Consider the following 17091-nt stretch of genomic DNA (forward strand, 5'->3'; position numbering starts at 1 on the left):
CATGACCCGCGCGCTTGTCCTCTTTGCCCACCCTTGCGCGGAAAGCTTTTCCGCCGCGCTGCATGACTGCGTTGTCAAACGGTTGCGCGCGCGCGGGTGGGACGTGGACGACTGCGATCTGAACGCGGAAGGGTTTTCCCCGGTCCTGACGGCCATGGAACGCCGCACATATCACGATGCGGGGCACAACATCGCCCCGGTGGCGGACTACGTGGCGCGGCTGCGGCAGGCCGAAGCGCTGGTTTTGGTGTTTCCGGTGTGGAATTTCGGATATCCCGCTGTCCTGAAAGGATTTTTCGACCGTGTCTTCCTGCCCGGCGTGTCCTTCACCCTGCAGAATGGCAAGGTGATGCCAAACCTGACGCGCATCCGCAAGCTGGCAGCGGTGACGACCTACGGTGGCACGCGTCTTCGGGCGTTCATGGCGGGCGATCCGCCGCGCAAAACGGTGACCCGTGCAGTCTGGCATGTCTGCCGGCCTGAAAAGACCCGATACCTTGCGCTTTATGATATGAACCGGGTGACGGACGGTCAGCGGGCCGGTTTTCTGTCGCGTGTCGATGCGGAAATGGAGAGGCTCTGAATGCGCGCGCTTGTTGTCTATTGTCACCCGAAGGAGACCAGCTTCACCGCCGCCATCAGGGATGTCGTTGTGGACAAGCTGCGCGATGCGCAGGCGGAGGTGCGGGTGATCGACCTGTATCGCAGCGGCTTCGCGCCGGTGCTGACGGAAGCGGAACTGGACATCTATGAAGATACGCCTGCCAACCGCGCACCGGTGGCACAGGATGTTGAGGACGTCTTGTGGTGTGACACGCTGATTTTTGTCTATCCGACCTGGTGGTATGGGCTGCCTGCGATGCTCAAGGGCTGGCTCGACCGCGTGCTCTTGCCGGATGTGGCGTTTCTGATGCCCGACGGGCAGAATGACAACATTCGCCCCGGGCTGACCCATATCACGCGGCTGGCGGTCTTCACGACCTGCGGGGCCAGTTGGTGGCTGACGCAGCTGATCGGATCACCGGGCAAACGCATGATCCTGCGCGGCGTGCGCGCCATCTGCGCCAAAAGGTGCAGGACCGCCTTTGCGGCGCACTACCTGATGGACAGCTCCACGGAGGCATCCCGCCGCGCCCATCTGGAGCGCGTGGCCCGCAAGATGGAGGGATTTATCGGGGCGCTGCCCACCCGACAAAAGGAGGCGCGCGCATGATCCGGTTGCTGGACTGGGGGAAATTCACCACGGATCGCGCGGATTTTCTTGCGGAACTGGGGGAGGCGGTCCGGGGGCCGGGGTTTTTCCTGCTGGAGAACCATACGGTGCCCGAGGCACTGCGCGCCCGTATTTTCGAGATGGCGGATGCTTTTTTCAGCCAACCTATCGCGGAGAAACGCGCCCTGTCGATCCTGAACACCCCGCATTATCGCGGCTGGGCGGCGGAAGGCGACGAGTCGCTCGATGACAGCTCGGCGATGGTGGACCGCAAGGAAAGCTTCAACATCGGCTTTGATCTGACCCCCGATGATCCACGTGTGTTGCGGGGCGAGCCCTTTCGCGGCGTGAACGTCTGGCCGCAGATCGACGGGTTTCGGGAAACGGCGCTTGCCTATTTTGACGCGGCCCTGGCGCTGGGCGTCGATATTCATCGCGCCTTTGCCGCCGATCTCGGGCTGGAGGCTGAGCATTTCACGCCCGCCTTCAAAGATCCGCTCGCCGCGCTGCGGCTTTTGCACTACCCGCCTGGCTCCGGCGCGCAGAATGAGATCGGCGCGGGCGCGCATACGGACTACGGCGCGATCACACTTTTGATGACCGATGGCGAGGCCGGACTGCAGGTCAAACCGCGCGGCGGGGACTGGACCGATGTGCCGCATGTGCCGGGGGCTTACGTGGTGAACATCGGCGATTGCCTGATGCGCTGGACCAATGACATCTATGTCTCCACGCCGCACCGGGTGCTGCCGCCGAAACGCCAACGCCGGTCCGTTGCGTTCTTTGTCGAAGCACATCCCGATACGGTTGTGGCCGCGTTGCCGGGCACGGGGGAGCCGAAGTATCCGCCGGTGCGCGCGGCCGATTATTTGCAATCCCGGCTGGATGCGACCTACGCGCCGAAAGCTGCACCATGAGCGGTGCGCGCGACTGGGCGGATTTCAGGGCGCCGGATTTCTCAGGCATTGACCCGATGAAAACCATCGCCATCCTGCCGACGGCGGCCATCGAACAGCATGGACCGCATCTGCCCGTGGGGACCGATACGTTGATCGGGCAGGGCATGCTGGAGGAGTTGCGCCGTCAGGCCCCCGACGATCTGGACCTGCGGGTTTTACCATTGCAGGCCGTGGGCAAGTCGAATGAACACCTTTGGGCGGCGGGCACCCTGACCATCACGGCGGCAACGGCGCTGGCCGCCTGGACAGAGATCGGCCTCAGCGTTGCGCGGGCGGGCATCCGCAAGATCGCGATCGTGAATTCCCATGGCGGCAATCTCGATCTTGTCTCTATCCTGTCGCGCGAATTGCGGGTGCAGGCCGCGATGCTGGCGGTCAAATGCCAATGGGGGGCATTTGGCACACCGGAGGGGATGTACTCCGATCAGGAGAAGCAGTTCGGCATTCACGGTGGCGATGTGGAGACATCGCTGATGCTGCATTTCCGCCCGCAAACGGTGGATATGGCGGCGGCGCAGGATTTCCGCTCCACCGCTGAACAGAGCGCGATTTCACCCATCGGGCCTGTGTCGTACGGCTGGATCGCCAGTGATCTGAACCCCGAGGGCACGGTGGGCGAAGCGCATCTGGCTACGGCCGAGAAAGGGGCCGCAACCGCGCGGCACCAGGTGGCCGGTTTTGTCGATCTGCTGCGCAAGATGGCGCAGACCGACCTTCCGGCCTCATCGTAGGGGCGCGGGTTTCCTCCTTATCAAGCGGGGCAGGGGCAGCCCGCCTTGTCCCAGCCGGACGCTGATCAGGATGACAACGGCCCCGGCGATCTGCAGCGCTGTCAGCGTCTCGCCCAGCAGAAACCACCCCAGTAGAATGGCGGCCAACGGGCTGAGAAACCCAAGGCTGGAGACTGCTGCCGGATCAATCCGCGCGATGCCTCTGAACCATAGGAAATAGGTGAGCGCGCCGCCGATTAATGACAGATAGGCCAATCCTACGAGGTTCGTCGCGCTGAGCGTGGGCCAGTCTGGCACCATCAACGCTGCGACTGGGATCAGGAACAGCCCGCCTGCAGTCAGTTGCCAGGCGGTGAAGGTCAGCAAGGGCACGTCCGGCTGCCATTTGCGCGTCAGCACGACACCTGCCGCCATGGACGCAGCGCCGAGCAAGCCCGCAGCAATGCCCAGGGGGTCAAGAGAAGCCTCTGGTCGGAAGAGCAGCAACCCGACACCGAAGAGCCCGGCAAGGGCGGCAAAAATCGCTAGGGGGCGGATCGCCTGACCAAGAAGCCCGCGGGCCAGAAAGATCACCGCCAGCGGCTGGACCGCCCCCAACATCGCGGCAACACCGCCCGGCAGGCGGTAGGCGGCAACAAAGAGCAGGCTCCAGAACAGGCTGAAATTGAGGATGCCCAGCACAGCGACGCGCGCCCACCAGCGGCCCACCGGCAGCTGACGTGCAAAGAGCATCAGGATCAGCCCGGCGGGTAAGGCGCGCAGCAGCGCGATCAGAAAAGGCGACTGACCGGGCAGCATCTCGGTGGTGATGATGTAAGACGATCCCCAGATGATCGGGGCCAGGGCGGTCAGCAGAATATCGGAGAGGCGGGGCATGGCAGATCCATTTGGTTTGAAGTCAAGATATTTATCTTGATGTCAAGATAAGCGTAATAATCTTGACGTCAAGATGGTTGCAGGCAAAAAGAGAATATGGATCACGTCGACAAAATCATCGCGCAATGGGCGGCGGAAAGGCCCGATCTGGACACCGCGCCCATGGCCGCCGTGGGGCGGGTGGCGCGCGTTGCGCAAATCTTCTCTGCGGGCATGGGCGCGAACTTTCACGCGCATGGGCTGAACGCTGCATGGTTCGACGTTCTGGCGACCTTGCTACGGTCCGGGCCACCCTATCAATTGTCGCCGGGACAGTTGATCGACAGCACGATGGTCACCTCAGGCACCATGACCAACCGCATCGATAAGCTGGTCGCCGCAGGTTATGTGGCGCGAAGAGTCAACCCGGATGACAGCCGGTCCTTCCTCATCGCCCTGATGCCTGAGGGCAAGACCGTGGTCGAAAACACGCTGCACGATCACGTGGAGACGCAAGACCGATTGCTCAAGGCGCTGTCCGATGACGAACGCGATACCCTGACCCGGCTCTTGGCGCGCATCCTGTCGGATGCGGAAACGGCTCCCAAGACGGAAGACTAATCGACGAGAACGATCTGCGTGCCCCAGGTCGCACAGCGCTCTGCCAGTTCGCGGGGCAGGGGCAGGTCGGTGAACACCGTCGATAACGCGCGCATGGAGGCGATGCGGGCGGGGGCCGTGCGGCTGAACTTGGAATGGTCGGCGACCAGAAAGCACTTGCGCGACTGCGCGATGATGGTCTGGCTGACGCCGACCTCCTGAATGTCGAAATCGAGCAGATCGCCGTCTTCGTCCATCGCAGAACAACCGATCACGGCAATGTCGAACTTGAATTGCCGGATCGTATCAATGGTGATGTTGCCCACCAGCCCGCCATCGGACCGGCGCAGCGCGCCACCTGTCACGATGATCTGGCAGTCCGTGTTATCCACCAGAATGTTGGCGATGTTCATGTTGTTGGTCACCACCATAAGGTCGCGATGATGCAGCAATTCGCGCGCAACGGCCTCGGTGCTGGTGCCGATGTTGAGGAAGACCGAACAGCCTTCGGGGATCTGTGCCGCACAGGCGCGCGCCATCGCCAGCTTGGCGGTTTGGTTCAGATTGCGCCGTTCGTCATATTCGATGTTGGTGGTGCCGGAGGGGAGAATCGCGCCGCCATGCACACGTTCGAGTTTGTTCGCTTCGGCCAGTTCTGTCAGATCGCGCCGGATCGTTTGTAACGTCACACCGAAGTGCTCCGCGAGGCCTTCGACCGTGACTTTGCCTTCGCGCTGCGCGATTTTCAGGATGTCCGGGTGCCGGAACGTCTGCGACATTTAACTTCTCCTAAAAGGGTGGTTAGACGAAAAAATGTTTCATTTCCAATGTTTTTTCCAATGCCCGAACAGGCGGGATGCAGTGTACGAGCGCGATCATGAGCGACTCGGAATGCACGTAAGGCGGGAAAATTACCGCGATACCAACAAGTTCGCGTTTGGTCGTATTGCAAGCCAATTTCCACATATGGTTCGATTTCGAGCAAAAGCGAACGTAAACGAAAAAATTCGCTTGATCCGCTGGAAACAGTGCGCTACCCATTCGTTCGTTGTTCACGCACATGGATTGGGAGGGTCTGGTGGCGTCGCTGCAAAAGCAATCCGACACATATGACCTGTTCATCGTGGGGGGCGGCATCAATGGATGCGGTATCGCCCGGGATGCGGCCGGGCGTGGTCTGAGCGTGGCGCTGGCCGAGATGAACGATCTCGCCTCGGCGACTTCGTCAGCCTCGACCAAGCTCTTTCACGGCGGCCTGCGCTATCTGGAATATTTCGAGATCAATCTGGTGCGTCATGCCTTGGCGGAACGCGAGATGCTGCTGAAGGCGATGCCGCATATCAGCTGGCCCATGCGGTTCGTGCTGCCCTATCACAAGGACATGCGTTTCGAGGGCTCGACACCGACCTCGCGCATTCTGAACACGCTGATGCCCTGGATGAAGGGGCGGCGTCCGGCGTGGCTCATTCGCTTTGGATTGATGCTTTATGACAATCTGGGCGGGCGGAAAATCCTGCCGGCGACCAAAACGCTGAACCTGAAAAACGGGGTCGAGGGCGCGCCGCTCGAAGACCGGTTCGAGAAGGCCTACGAGTATTCGGATTGCTGGATTGAGGACTCGCGCCTTGTGGTTCTGAACGCCCGCGATGCCGAGGCGCGCGGGGCCGATGTGATGGTGCGCACCAAGGTGGTCAGCGCTGCGCGGGTAGAGGATCTTTGGGAAATCACCCTCGAAGACGTTGCGCGTGCGGAGACCAAGGTGGTGCGGGCGCGTATGCTGGTGAATGCCGGAGGCCCCTGGGTCGGCGATATCATTCAGCAAAAGGTGCGGATCAATTCCACCGAAGGCGTGCGTCTGGTGCGCGGCAGCCATATCGTGACCCGTCGTCTTTATGACCACGACAAATGCTACTTCTTCCAAGGCACGGATGGGCGCATCATCTTTGCCATTCCCTATGAGACGGATTTCACCCTGATCGGCACAACGGACGCGGAACACAGTGATCCGAGCGTGAAGCCCGAGTGCACCGACGAAGAACGCGACTACCTGTTGAATTTCATCAACCAGTATCTAAAGCAGGATATTGGTCCCGAAGATGTGGTCTGGAGCTATTCCGGCGTGCGCCCGCTTTATGATGACGGGGCCAGCAGTGCCACGGCGGCGACGCGGGATTACACGCTGAAAGTGGATGATGCCGGTGGCGCGCCCATCCTCAACGTCTTCGGCGGCAAGATCACCACCTACCGCAAGCTGGCCGAGGACGCGATGGACAAGATCGTGCCGTTCTTTCCGGGCACCTCAGGCCATTGGACAGCCGGTGTTGCCTTGCCGGGCGGCGATTTCGCCGTCGACGGTTTCGACATGCTGGTCCGGCGGCTGCGCGAGGATTTTGCCTTTCTGACCGATTTCTGGTCGCGGCGTCTGGTGCGTGCCTACGGCACCGAGGCCTGGGACGTGATGGCGGGTGCCGAGACCGAAGCGGACATGGGGCAAGGCTTTGGCGCCAGCCTGACCGAGCGCGAAATCCGCTGGCTGCAGAAAAACGAATACGCCCGCACCGCCGAAGACGTCGTCTGGCGGCGCAACAAGCTGGGGCTGAGACTGACAAAAGAACAAATTGCCGAGGTGGAGACGTTCATGCAGGATCATCCTGCGGAACATTCATCCAACGCGGCGGAATAGAATTTGGGGGACGGACATGACCTTGATCCTGGAAGGGGTGTCTAAGACCGTTGGCGGGGAAACCCATATTTACCCAACGGATATAGCACTTGAGAAGGGCACGATGAACGTGCTGCTTGGGCCGACGCTCTCGGGCAAGACATCGCTGATGCGGCTGATGGCGGGGCTCGATGTGCCCGCCACGGGCCGCGTGATCTGGAATGGCGAGGATGTCACCGGTATGCGTGTGCAGGACCGCAAGGTGGCGATGGTCTACCAGCAGTTCATCAATTACCCATCGATGACGGTCTACGACAACATCGCCTCGCCGATGCGGCTGCTCGGGCAATCCCGCGCGGAGATCGATGCGCGGGTGCGGGAGACGGCGGAGCTGATGCAGTTGACCCCGATGCTGGACCGCAAACCGCTGGAACTCTCGGGCGGGCAGCAGCAACGCTGCGCGCTGGCGCGGGCGCTGGTGAAAAACGCAGGGCTCGTGCTGCTGGATGAGCCGCTGGCCAACCTCGACTACAAGCTGCGCGAAGAATTGCGCGCCGAGATCCCGAAGATCTTCGAGGAATCTGGATCGATCTTTGTTTACGCGACCACGGAACCGGAAGAGGCGCTGCTGCTGGGCGGCAATACCGCCGCGCTCTGGGAAGGCAAGGTGACCCAATTCGGGCCGACACCCTCCGTCTACCGCAGACCGGTGAATGCCACCACGGCGCGGGTGTTTTCCGACCCGCCGATGAATTTCCTCAAGATCACCAAGAAAAGCGGCAAGCTGTCTTTTGGCGACGGGCAAAGCGTTGATGTGTCGGCGGGGACGATGGACCTGCCCGATGGAGATTATACTGCCGGTTTTCGGCCCAACCATCTGGAGCTGTCGCCGCATGTGGCGGGGGTCATGTCCTTCAAGACCCGGTTGACGGTCACCGAGATCACCGGATCGGAGACCTTTGTGCACCTCGATCATCACGGCGAACGCTGGGTCGGGCTGGTGCATGGGGTGCAGTCGCTTCAGCCCGGGCAGGCGCTGGAGGTCTATCTCGATCCCGCACATGTTTACATCTTTGGTCAGAATGGCGACCTCGTCGCCGCGGCCCCCTATGCGGAGGCCGCGTAATGGCCAAGATCACGCTGGATAATCTGGCACATTCCTATCTGCCGAACCCGACGTCCGAGGATGATTTCGCGCTCAAGGAGCTGAACCACGATTGGGTGGATGGCGAGGCCTATGCGCTGCTGGGCGCGTCGGGCTGTGGTAAATCCACGTTGCTGAACATCATCTCCGGTTTGCTGCACCCCAGGCAGGGCCGCATTCTCTTTAATGATCAGGATGTTACCCAGGCGCCCACGGCAGAGCGCAACATCGCGCAGGTGTTCCAGTTTCCGGTTGTCTATGACACGATGACCGTGCGCGACAATCTGGCCTTTCCGCTGCGCAACAGGGGGGCTGACGCCCCCTATATTGCGCAACGTGTAGACCAGATCGCCAAGATGATCGGCATGGAGGCGGAGTTGAACCGCAAGGCGCGCGGCCTGACGGCGGATGCCAAGCAGAAGATTTCGCTGGGCCGTGGCATGGTGCGGGAAGACGTGAACGCGCTGCTTTTTGACGAGCCGCTGACGGTGATTGACCCGCATATGAAGTGGGAGCTGCGCACGCAGTTAAAATCGCTGCATCACGAGTTTGGTCACACGATGATCTATGTGACCCACGACCAGACCGAGGCGCTGACTTTCGCGGACAAGGTGGTGGTCATGTACGACGGGCGCGTGGTGCAGATCGGCACGCCGCAGGAGCTTTTCGAGCGTCCCGCGCATACCTTTGTGGGCTACTTCATCGGCTCGCCGGGCATGAACCTGTTTGATGCCAAGATCGACGGTGCGACGGCGCAGATCGCCGGGGCAACGGTGCCGCTTGGTGCCGGATACCAGCCCGGCGGCGGCAAGGTGCAGGTGGGCGTGCGCCCGGAATTCGTCAAGCTGACGACTGCAGAGGCCGGTGTGCCTGCGCGCATCAAACGCGTCGAGGATGTCGGCCGCCACAAGATCGTGCGTCTGGACGTCGAAGGCCATGAGATCAGTGCTATCGCGGGCGAGGGCGACACGATCGCTGCAAATACACAGAGAATTACTTTTGATCCCGCCGGGATCAATGTTTACGCGGACGACTGGCGTGTCGCACCGGAAGGGGAGGCCGCCTGATGAACAAGACGGTAAATCAAAAAGCATGGTTCCTGGTGCTGCCGGTGCTGGTGCTGGTGGCGTTCTCGGCGGTGATCCCGCTGATGACGGTGGTGAACTATTCGGTGCAGGACACCTTCGGCAACAACCAGTTCTTCTGGGCCGGATTGGAGTGGTTCGAGGAGATGCTGCGGGACGACCGCATGTGGGATGCGCTTTGGCGGCAGTTGATGTTCTCCGGGATCATCCTCGCCATCGAAATCCCGCTGGGTATCTTTATCGCGCTGAACATGCCGAAAAGCGGCTTCTGGGCTTCCTTCTGCCTTGTACTGATGTCCTTGCCGCTGCTCATCCCGTGGAATGTGGTGGGCACGATCTGGCAGATCTTTGGCCGCGTGGACATTGGCCTGCTGGGCTATACGCTTGATAAGATGGGTATTTCCTACAATTACACGCAGGATATCTTTGCCGCCTGGGTCACGGTGATCGTGATGGATGTCTGGCACTGGACCTCGCTGGTGGCATTGCTGGCCTATGCCGGGCTGCAATCGATCCCCAACGCCTATTATCAGGCGGCCAAGATTGATCAGGCCAGCCGCTGGGCCGTCTTCCGCTACATTGAGCTGCCCAAGATGGCGGGCGTGCTGATGATCGCGATCCTGCTGCGCTTCATGGACAGTTTCATGATCTATACCGAACCCTTCGTGGTCACCGGTGGGGGACCGGGCAATGCGACGACCTTCCTGTCGATTGACCTTGTGAAAATGGCACTGGGGCAGTTCGACCTCGGACCCGCCGCTGCCTTCTCGATCATGTATTTCCTCGTCATCCTGCTGATCTCATGGGTCTTCTACACGGTGATGACGAACCTCGACAAAAGGGATGGCGTCTGATGTCCGATACCACCATTCAAGCGCCCGGCGCAGGCACGATCCCCGGCAAGGTGACCCAGAGCGAGGTCCAGGTGGCCCGCCGCAAGACACCGCGCGTCAACCGCTCGGCCATTGTCATGGGGCTCTACCTGTTGTTCCTGCTGCTGCCGATCTACTGGCTGCTGAACATGAGCCTGAAGACGAACACGGAAATTCTGGGTGAGTTTACGCTGTTCCCACGGAATCTGACGCTGGCGAACTACGTGAAAATCCTGACCGATGAGAGCTGGTACATCGGCTACATCAACTCGCTGATCTACGTGGTGATGAACACCGCCATCAGCCTCGCGGTGGCGCTGCCGGCGGCCTATGCCTTTTCGCGCTACAGCTTCATGGGGGACAAGCATTTGTTCTTCTGGCTGCTGACCAACCGGATGGCGCCGCCTGCGGTCTTCGCGCTGCCGTTCTTCCAGCTCTATTCTTCGGTGGGCCTGTTCGACACCCATATCGCCGTGGCGCTGGCGCATTGCCTCTTCAACGTCCCGCTGGCGGTCTGGATCTTGGAGGGCTTTATGCGCGGCGTGCCCAAGGAGATCGACGAGACGGCTTATCTCGACGGTTATTCCTTCCCGCGTTTCTTCATCCGCATCTTCACGCCCTTGATCGCAAGCGGGATCGGCGTGGCGGCCTTCTTCTGCTTCATGTTCTCCTGGGTGGAACTTCTGCTGAGCCGGACACTGACCACAGTGGATGCCAAACCCATCGCTGCGATCATGACACGGACCCAAGGGGCGGCGGGCATCGACTGGGGCGTACTGGCCGCGGCCGGTGTGTTGACCATCGTGCCCGGCGCCTTGGTGATCTATTTCGTACGCAATTACATTGCCAAGGGCTTCGCCCTCGGGAGGGTGTGATGGCAAAAAAGAGAGAGTATTTAGTCACTCAATACGATCGTAGTTTAGAGGTAATTCGGGAGCTTCGCGTTCCCAAGAGCGTGAACCCGAAGGTTCTTTTGGAAAGGTTGATTTGTCAGGGGCTTGACGACGACACTATTGTTGCCTCTTGCCTGACAAGGCGTGCTAAGCGAGCATATGACCCGTTTCAAGTCATCGATATGCGTAACGAGCATCGTGTGGAGCAAGCGCGGGCGGCTCTGAATGCTAATCCTAGAACTGACGATCCAATCGGCATTTACAACCGTGCGCGCGCAGCGCCTATCCCTCTTGGAAAGACCCTAATGGTTGCCGGAAACAATTACGATTTCGTCGTCAAAGAAGTGGAGGCAATCTAATGGCCTGGATGGCATGGACCGTACCGACGGCAATCTTTTTCGCGGTGATCGCAAGCCTGTTGATCATCTTCACAATTCTCGCCATCAAATACCCGGAGACGCCCCGCGTGGGCATTCTCCGGATCGAAACAACGCGGGGTGATCGTCTGTTCATCACGCTGTTGGGCTCAGCCTTCATCAATCTGATCTGGCTGGGTCTGGAGGTCGCACCGCAGCCCTACGCGCTGCTGGCGTGCCTTGTCTATGCCGTTGCGGTGTTCCGCTGGGTGTAGGTCAGGAAGAACAGGTCGCGCGGATGTCGGGCGGCCTGAAAACAGTTCAAATAATGTCTTGGGAGGACTCACATGAACTTTTCACTAAAATCAACCACAGCCACGGGCGCGATGGTCGCGTGTATGGCCCTGCCGGCCTGGGCCGACATGGAGGCGGCGAAGGCGTTTCTCGACAACGAAATCGCTGGCCTCTCCGTGCTCGACCGCGCCGCACAGGAAGCGGAGATGCAATTCTTCGTGGACGCGGCGGCCCCATTTGCGGGCATGGAAATCAAGGTGGTTTCCGAGACGATCACCACGCATGAATACGAGTCCCAGGTGTTGGCCCCGGCCTTCACCGCGATCACCGGTATCAAGGTCACCCATGACCTGATCGGCGAAGGTGATGTGGTCGAGAAACTGCAAACGCAGATGCAGTCGGGCGAGAACATCTATGACGCCTATGTCAACGACAGCGACCTGATCGGCACGCACTGGCGCTACCAGCAGGTGCGCAACCTGACCGACTGGATGGCGGGCGAGGGTGCGGACGTCACGCTTTCGACCTTGGACGTCGATGACTTCATCGGCACGTCGTTCACGACCGGCCCCGATGGCAAGCTCTACCAGCTGCCGACCCAGCAGTTCGCGAACCTCTACTGGTTCCGGTATGATTGGTTCAACGACGAACAGAACAAGGCTGATTTCCAGGAGAAATACGGCTACGAGCTGGGCGTTCCTGTGAACTGGTCCGCTTATGAGGACATCGCGGAATTCTTCACCGGTCGTGACCTGTCGCGCATGGGTGTCGAAGGCGAAGTCTTTGGCAACATGGACTACGGCAAGAAAGACCCTTCGCTGGGCTGGCGCTACACCGACGCGTGGATGTCCATGGCGGGCATGGGCGACGTTGGCGAACCCAACGGTCTGCCGGTCGATGAGTGGGGCATCCGTGTGAACGAGAACTCCCAGCCAACCGGTTCCTGCGTAGCCCGTGGTGGTGCGACGAACTCGCCTGCGGCTGTCTACGCTGTGACCAAGGCGATCGAATGGCTGCAAAAGTACTCGCCGCCCGCGGCTGCCGGTATGACATTCGGCGAAGCCGGACCAATCCCGGCGCAGGGCAACGTGGCCCAGCAGATGTTCTGGTACACCGCCTTTACCGCCGCGACCGTTCTGCCCGATCTGCCCGTGATGAACGAAGATGGCACGCCCAAGTGGCGCATGGCTCCTTCGCCGCACGGTGTCTACTGGAAAGAAGGCCAGAAGATCGGCTACCAGGACGCGGGCAGCTGGACGCTGATGGAATCCACACCTGTGGACCGTGCCAAGGCCGCGTGGCTTTATGCGCAGTTCGTGGTCTCCAAGACAGTCGACCTCAAGAAGTCTGACGTGGGCCTGACGTTTATCCGCGAAAGCACCATCGATGCGGATCACTTCACCCAGCGGGCGGATAAGCTCGGCGGTCTGGTGGAATTCTACCGCTCGCCTGCGCGTGTGGCATGGTCCCCAACGGGTACCAACGTTCCGGATTATCCGAAACTGGCACAGCTGTGGTGGCAGAACATCGGCGACGCAATGTCCGGTGCGAAGACCCCTCAGGAAGCGCTGGATGCACTCTGTGCCGATCAGGAACGTGTGCTTGAGCGTCTGGAGCGCGCAGGTGTTCAGGGCGATCTCGGACCGGTCATGAATGAGGAAGAAGATCCTCAGGTCTGGTTCGACCGCGAAGGGGCGCCCTACGCCAAGCTGGAAAACGAGGACGAAGAGCCACAGACGGTCAGCTATGACGAGCTGATCAAGTCCTGGGAAAACTAAGTCTTTGATCTTTGGCCGGGGCGCACCAGTTGTGCCCCGGCTTTTTCATGGGCAGACTGCCCACAGAATTCAGTGATATCCGGGGGACACCATGACCCATATTCTCGCGATTGATCAGGGGACGACATCCTCGCGCGCCATTGTGTTTGACGGCGATATGCGGATCAAAGCCAGCGCGCAGGAGGAGTTTCCGCAGCATTTCCCGAACAGTGGATGGGTAGAGCATGACCCCGGCGACCTTTGGTCGACAACCGCTGGAACCTGTCGCGCTGCCATCGAGAAGGCGGGTCTTGGACCGGATGACATTGCCGCCATCGGCATCACCAACCAGCGCGAAACCGTGGTCGTCTGGGAGAAAGACAGCGGCAAGCCCATTCACAACGCCATTGTCTGGCAGGATCGCCGCACTGCGGATTATTGCCGCGAACTGCGCGACGCTGGACACGACAAGATGATTACCGAAAAGACCGGTCTGCTGGCCGATCCGTATTTTTCGGGCACCAAGCTGAAATGGATTTTGGACCATGTCGACGGTGCGCGGGATCGCGCACGGGCCGGAGAGCTGCTCTTTGGCACGGTCGATAGCTTCCTGATCTGGAAACTGACCGGCGGGGCGGCCCATGTGACGGATGCCACCAATGCCGCGCGCACGCTGCTCTATGACATTCACAAAGGGCGCTGGAGCACGTCTATCTGCGCGCTCTTCGACATCCCCATGGAGATGCTGCCCGAGGTCAAGGACTGCGCCGCTGATTTCGGCATGGCCCGTGCCGACCTGTTCGGGCGCGCCATTCCGATCCTCGGCGTGGCGGGCGATCAGCAGGCGGCCACTATCGGGCAGGCCTGTTTTGAGCCCGGCATGCTGAAATCCACCTACGGCACGGGCTGTTTTGCGCTTCTGAACACCGGCGGCACCGCCGTGGCCTCGCAAAACCGCCTGCTGACCACCATCGCCTATCAGTTTGATGGCAAGCCCACCTATGCGCTGGAAGGGTCCATTTTCGTGGCCGGGGCGGTCGTTCAGTGGCTGCGTGATGGGCTCAAGATCATCCGCGAAGCAGCCGAGACCCAGCCTTTGGCTGAGAAAGCAGATCCGAACCAGAACGTGGTGCTGGTGCCCGCCTTCGTGGGCTTGGGCGCGCCTTACTGGAATGCGGAGTGTCGCGGCGCTGTCTTTGGCCTCACCCGCAATTCTGGCCCCGAAGAATACGCCAAGGCCGCGCTGGAAAGCGTCGGTTACCAGACCCGTGATCTGCTGGAGGCGATGCAGGCCGATTGGCAGGGAGACGGGGCCGGGGCCACCTTGCGCGTGGATGGCGGCATGTCTGCCTCCGACTGGGCGATGCAGTTCCTGTCGGACATCATCGGTGCGCCAGTGGATCGCCCCGAGGTGCTTGAAACCACGGCGCTTGGGGCGGCGTGGCTTGCCGGGCAGCGCACCGGCATCTACCCGGATATGGCAGGTTTCTCTGACAGCTGGGCGTTGCAGCGGCAGTTCACCCCACAGATGCAGGACGACCTGCGCGGCGAGAAATACGCGGCCTGGAAGCGCGCCGTCGCAGCGACCATGAGCTTTTGAGCGAGACAGCTTTCAGCTTCCTCACGGCCGGTCGGATCGAGTTTGGCCGGGGCGTGTCGGATCAGGCGGGACAACTTGCGCTGGGATTTGGCACGCGGGTTCTGGTGGTACGCGGCCGGTCCGTTCCTTTCGTGAATGACCTGCGGGGTGCGCTCTGGCGGCTCGGCGCGAACGTCGAAGAGGTGTTCAGGGCGGGCGAGCCAACGCTGGAGGCGTTGCAGACCGGTCTGGACGTTGGGCGCACCCTTCAGGCAGATGTTATTCTGGCCGTTGGAGGCGGCGCGGTGATCGATCTTGGCAAGGCGATTGCGGCCCTGTTGCCGGGGAGCGGCGCGGTGATGGATCATCTGGAAGGGGTCGGGGGCGCCCAGCCCCTGACCTGTGCGCCCCTGCCCATGATCGCCATCCCTACGACCTCTGGCACCGGCGCCGAAGTGACCAAGAACGCGGTGATCACCGTGCTGGAGGCGGGGCGCAAAGTCAGTTTGCGGGACCCGCGCATGGTGCCCGATGTGGCGCTGATTGATCCCGCGCTCACCGATCACACGCCGCGCGCGCAAACACTGGCGTCCGGGCTTGATGCGCTGACGCAGGTGATCGAACCCTATGTCTCGCACCGCGCCAATCCGCTGACAGATGCGCTCTGCCGTGCGGCCATTCCCAAAGGCGCCCGGGCGCTGGCGCGACTGGCCGCGGCGGAAGACCCGCAGGCGCGCGATGACATGGCTTTCGTCAGCCTTGCCGGCGGGCTGGCGCTGGCCAATGCGGGGCTTGGGGCTGTTCACGGTCTGGCCGGTGTTCTGGGCGGACGGCTGGGCGCGCCGCACGGGTTGATTTGCGGACGGCTGCTGGGGCCGGTGATGGCCGCCAATGCTGCGAGCCTTCGGGCCGCTGGCGGAGCGTCAGAGCGGTTTCAGGAGGTCGCAGGCTGGGTGGGGCAAGGCTTTGATCAGGACCCGAACGGCATATTCGAACGGCTGCCTGATCTGCTGGATGACTGGCAGGTTCAGAGACTGTCGCACTGGCTGACACCGGAGATTGATCTGATGCAGATTGCTGAGGAAGCGGCCGGGGCGTCTTCGATGAAAGCTAACCCTTGTGTCCTGCTTGCATCCGATTTGGTCGGAATCATGCAGCAGGCGATGTGAAACTGTTTGTCGCCGCCCGGTTGGGGCGGTCTGTCAGGTGATTGCAGCCCAAGGGACACTGGCGAACCCAGCCGTTCGAGGGATTCAGATGACCAGATCAGGGATGGGACTCCGGGACAATAGTGGACAGGCTTGAGATTTGAAGACTTGCAACCAACGTGGAACGTGGCTTTTGATGCCTGCAGAGCAGAACTGCTTTGAGAAGAAAGGACAGCATGAGCCTGAGACTAGACAGTGTGGACGCTCTGGCGGAACAGGTGCTGGCCACGCCGCGTGCATCGAACCGGCGGTTGGTCGCGCTTGCCGGCGCGCCGGGCAGTGGTAAGTCTACGCTGGCCGAAAAGCTGGCGCAGGTGCTGACGACACGAGGGGCGAAGGCGCAGGTTGTGCCAATGGACGGGTTTCACCTGGACAACCGTATCCTGACTGCGCTGGATCTGCTGGACCGCAAGGGCGCGCCGGAGACCTTCGATGCGACCGGTTTTGCCCGGTTGATGCAGGCCCTGGGATCGGAAACGCCGGTGTACTACCCGCTTTTTGACCGAACCAGAGATATTGCCATCGCCGGGGCCGGGCAGCTGGAAGGCGACTGTGATACGGTGATTGTTGAAGGCAACTACCTGTTGCTGGATGCAGATCACTGGCGGTCTTTGTCGGCCTTCTGGGATCTGCGGGTCCGGCTGGATGTCGATTTGGCCACCCTGCGTCAGCGGCTGATTGATCGCTGGCTTGATGAAGGCCTGACAGAGCATGCCGCCATTGCCCGGGCCGAAGGAAATGACCTCAGAAACGCGCAGCTGATACAGTCACATTCCTTGCCCTGCGACGTGGTTTTCGACGCTTCGGGGTCATGAAAGTGAGATGGGTGCATCTTATGCTATGATGCAGCAGGGAACGGGGTCGCGGGCCTGGAGCCGCGCCG

General features: G+C 61.0%; 18 protein-coding genes. 16 read left to right on the top strand and 2 right to left on the bottom strand.

Going from position 1 to position 17091, the window contains the following annotated elements:
• The first annotated feature begins 1 nt into the window (after position 1).
• Genes Q1A52_RS09445 through Q1A52_RS09460 form a run of 4 tightly spaced genes read left to right on the top strand, consistent with a single transcriptional unit; the run spans position 2 to position 2903 of the window.
• Positions 2–583 carry an NAD(P)H-dependent oxidoreductase gene (locus tag Q1A52_RS09445; RefSeq protein WP_300013995.1) on the top strand — a complete coding sequence of 194 codons (582 nt, stop codon included), beginning with the start codon at positions 2–4 and terminating at the stop codon, positions 581–583.
• Positions 584–1213, top strand: a complete 630-nt coding sequence (locus Q1A52_RS09450; protein WP_300013997.1) for an NAD(P)H-dependent oxidoreductase — start codon at positions 584–586, stop codon at positions 1211–1213.
• On the top strand, positions 1210–2130 hold the full coding sequence (locus Q1A52_RS09455) for a 2-oxoglutarate and iron-dependent oxygenase domain-containing protein (protein WP_300013999.1): 921 nt from the start codon (positions 1210–1212) through the stop codon (positions 2128–2130). Before Q1A52_RS09450 ends, Q1A52_RS09455 begins: the two co-directional genes overlap by 4 nt.
• Entirely contained in the window at positions 2127–2903 is a 777-nt protein-coding gene (locus Q1A52_RS09460) for a creatininase family protein (RefSeq protein ID WP_300014002.1), read from the top strand. Before Q1A52_RS09455 ends, Q1A52_RS09460 begins: the two co-directional genes overlap by 4 nt.
• Here Q1A52_RS09460 and Q1A52_RS09465 read toward each other — a convergent pair.
• The gene (locus Q1A52_RS09465) at positions 2895–3779 is read right to left on the bottom strand and encodes an EamA family transporter (protein ID WP_300014005.1); all 885 of its coding nucleotides are present in this window, start codon (positions 3777–3779) and stop codon (positions 2895–2897) included. The genes Q1A52_RS09460 and Q1A52_RS09465 overlap by 9 nt on opposite strands.
• Before the next feature lie 96 nt (positions 3780–3875).
• On the opposite strand from Q1A52_RS09465, the gene Q1A52_RS09470 reads away from it, so the two are divergent.
• On the top strand, positions 3876–4379 hold the full coding sequence (locus tag Q1A52_RS09470; protein ID WP_300014007.1) for a MarR family transcriptional regulator: 504 nt from the start codon (positions 3876–3878) through the stop codon (positions 4377–4379).
• Here the strand turns inward: Q1A52_RS09470 and Q1A52_RS09475 are convergent.
• Positions 4376–5137: a DeoR/GlpR family DNA-binding transcription regulator gene (locus Q1A52_RS09475; protein ID WP_300014010.1), complete on the bottom strand. Its 762-nt coding sequence runs from the start codon at positions 5135–5137 to the stop codon at positions 4376–4378. The genes Q1A52_RS09470 and Q1A52_RS09475 overlap by 4 nt on opposite strands.
• A 281-nt stretch (positions 5138–5418) precedes the next feature.
• Between Q1A52_RS09475 and glpD the strand changes: the two genes are divergently transcribed.
• The 11 genes from glpD (at position 5419) to Q1A52_RS09530 (ending at position 17023) form a co-directional block, all read left to right on the top strand.
• Positions 5419–7041 (top strand): glycerol-3-phosphate dehydrogenase, encoded by a 1623-nt coding sequence (gene glpD / locus Q1A52_RS09480; protein WP_300014014.1) that lies wholly within the window; start codon positions 5419–5421, stop codon positions 7039–7041.
• A gap of 16 nt (positions 7042–7057) precedes the next feature.
• Positions 7058–8146: an ABC transporter ATP-binding protein gene (locus Q1A52_RS09485; RefSeq protein WP_300014017.1), complete on the top strand. Its 1089-nt coding sequence runs from the start codon at positions 7058–7060 to the stop codon at positions 8144–8146.
• The gene (locus tag Q1A52_RS09490) at positions 8146–9231 is read left to right on the top strand and encodes an ABC transporter ATP-binding protein (RefSeq protein WP_300014020.1); all 1086 of its coding nucleotides are present in this window, start codon (positions 8146–8148) and stop codon (positions 9229–9231) included. The genes Q1A52_RS09485 and Q1A52_RS09490 overlap by 1 nt, the downstream gene beginning before the upstream one ends.
• Positions 9231–10103: a carbohydrate ABC transporter permease gene (locus Q1A52_RS09495; protein WP_300014024.1), complete on the top strand. Its 873-nt coding sequence runs from the start codon at positions 9231–9233 to the stop codon at positions 10101–10103. Before Q1A52_RS09490 ends, Q1A52_RS09495 begins: the two co-directional genes overlap by 1 nt.
• On the top strand, positions 10103–10996 hold the full coding sequence (locus Q1A52_RS09500) for a carbohydrate ABC transporter permease (RefSeq protein WP_299777252.1): 894 nt from the start codon (positions 10103–10105) through the stop codon (positions 10994–10996). The genes Q1A52_RS09495 and Q1A52_RS09500 overlap by 1 nt, the downstream gene beginning before the upstream one ends.
• Entirely contained in the window at positions 10996–11373 is a 378-nt protein-coding gene (locus Q1A52_RS09505; protein WP_300014027.1) for a hypothetical protein, read from the top strand. The genes Q1A52_RS09500 and Q1A52_RS09505 overlap by 1 nt, the downstream gene beginning before the upstream one ends.
• Positions 11373–11645: a DUF2160 domain-containing protein gene (locus tag Q1A52_RS09510; RefSeq protein ID WP_300014030.1), complete on the top strand. Its 273-nt coding sequence runs from the start codon at positions 11373–11375 to the stop codon at positions 11643–11645. Before Q1A52_RS09505 ends, Q1A52_RS09510 begins: the two co-directional genes overlap by 1 nt.
• 72 nt (positions 11646–11717) lie before the next feature.
• Positions 11718–13442 (top strand): ABC transporter substrate-binding protein, encoded by a 1725-nt coding sequence (locus Q1A52_RS09515; protein ID WP_300014033.1) that lies wholly within the window; start codon positions 11718–11720, stop codon positions 13440–13442.
• A gap of 91 nt (positions 13443–13533) precedes the next feature.
• On the top strand, positions 13534–15021 hold the full coding sequence (gene glpK, locus Q1A52_RS09520; RefSeq protein WP_300014036.1) for a glycerol kinase GlpK: 1488 nt from the start codon (positions 13534–13536) through the stop codon (positions 15019–15021).
• Positions 15018–16169, top strand: coding sequence for an iron-containing alcohol dehydrogenase (locus tag Q1A52_RS09525; RefSeq protein WP_300014038.1), 1152 nt, complete (start codon positions 15018–15020; stop codon positions 16167–16169). Before glpK ends, Q1A52_RS09525 begins: the two co-directional genes overlap by 4 nt.
• 215 nt (positions 16170–16384) lie before the next feature.
• A complete protein-coding gene (locus Q1A52_RS09530) occupies positions 16385–17023 on the top strand; it encodes a nucleoside/nucleotide kinase family protein (RefSeq protein WP_300014041.1) in 639 nt (212 codons plus the stop codon).
• The last annotated feature ends 68 nt before the right edge of the window (positions 17024–17091 follow it).

The organism is uncultured Roseobacter sp. (assembly GCF_947488185.1).
GTDB lineage: Bacteria > Pseudomonadota > Alphaproteobacteria > Rhodobacterales > Rhodobacteraceae > Roseobacter.

Coding starts and splice junctions, on each gene's coding strand:
- Q1A52_RS09445 (WP_300013995.1), top strand. CDS start 2: ATGACCCGCGCGCTTGTCCTCTTTGCCCACCCTTGCGCGGAAAGCTTT.
- Q1A52_RS09450 (WP_300013997.1), top strand. CDS start 584: ATGCGCGCGCTTGTTGTCTATTGTCACCCGAAGGAGACCAGCTTCACC.
- Q1A52_RS09455 (WP_300013999.1), top strand. CDS start 1,210: ATGATCCGGTTGCTGGACTGGGGGAAATTCACCACGGATCGCGCGGAT.
- Q1A52_RS09460 (WP_300014002.1), top strand. CDS start 2,127: ATGAGCGGTGCGCGCGACTGGGCGGATTTCAGGGCGCCGGATTTCTCA.
- Q1A52_RS09465 (WP_300014005.1), bottom strand. CDS start 3,779: ATGCCCCGCCTCTCCGATATTCTGCTGACCGCCCTGGCCCCGATCATC.
- Q1A52_RS09470 (WP_300014007.1), top strand. CDS start 3,876: ATGGATCACGTCGACAAAATCATCGCGCAATGGGCGGCGGAAAGGCCC.
- Q1A52_RS09475 (WP_300014010.1), bottom strand. CDS start 5,137: ATGTCGCAGACGTTCCGGCACCCGGACATCCTGAAAATCGCGCAGCGC.
- glpD (WP_300014014.1), top strand. CDS start 5,419: ATGGATTGGGAGGGTCTGGTGGCGTCGCTGCAAAAGCAATCCGACACA.
- Q1A52_RS09485 (WP_300014017.1), top strand. CDS start 7,058: ATGACCTTGATCCTGGAAGGGGTGTCTAAGACCGTTGGCGGGGAAACC.
- Q1A52_RS09490 (WP_300014020.1), top strand. CDS start 8,146: ATGGCCAAGATCACGCTGGATAATCTGGCACATTCCTATCTGCCGAAC.
- Q1A52_RS09495 (WP_300014024.1), top strand. CDS start 9,231: ATGAACAAGACGGTAAATCAAAAAGCATGGTTCCTGGTGCTGCCGGTG.
- Q1A52_RS09500 (WP_299777252.1), top strand. CDS start 10,103: ATGTCCGATACCACCATTCAAGCGCCCGGCGCAGGCACGATCCCCGGC.
- Q1A52_RS09505 (WP_300014027.1), top strand. CDS start 10,996: ATGGCAAAAAAGAGAGAGTATTTAGTCACTCAATACGATCGTAGTTTA.
- Q1A52_RS09510 (WP_300014030.1), top strand. CDS start 11,373: ATGGCCTGGATGGCATGGACCGTACCGACGGCAATCTTTTTCGCGGTG.
- Q1A52_RS09515 (WP_300014033.1), top strand. CDS start 11,718: ATGAACTTTTCACTAAAATCAACCACAGCCACGGGCGCGATGGTCGCG.
- glpK (WP_300014036.1), top strand. CDS start 13,534: ATGACCCATATTCTCGCGATTGATCAGGGGACGACATCCTCGCGCGCC.
- Q1A52_RS09530 (WP_300014041.1), top strand. CDS start 16,385: ATGAGCCTGAGACTAGACAGTGTGGACGCTCTGGCGGAACAGGTGCTG.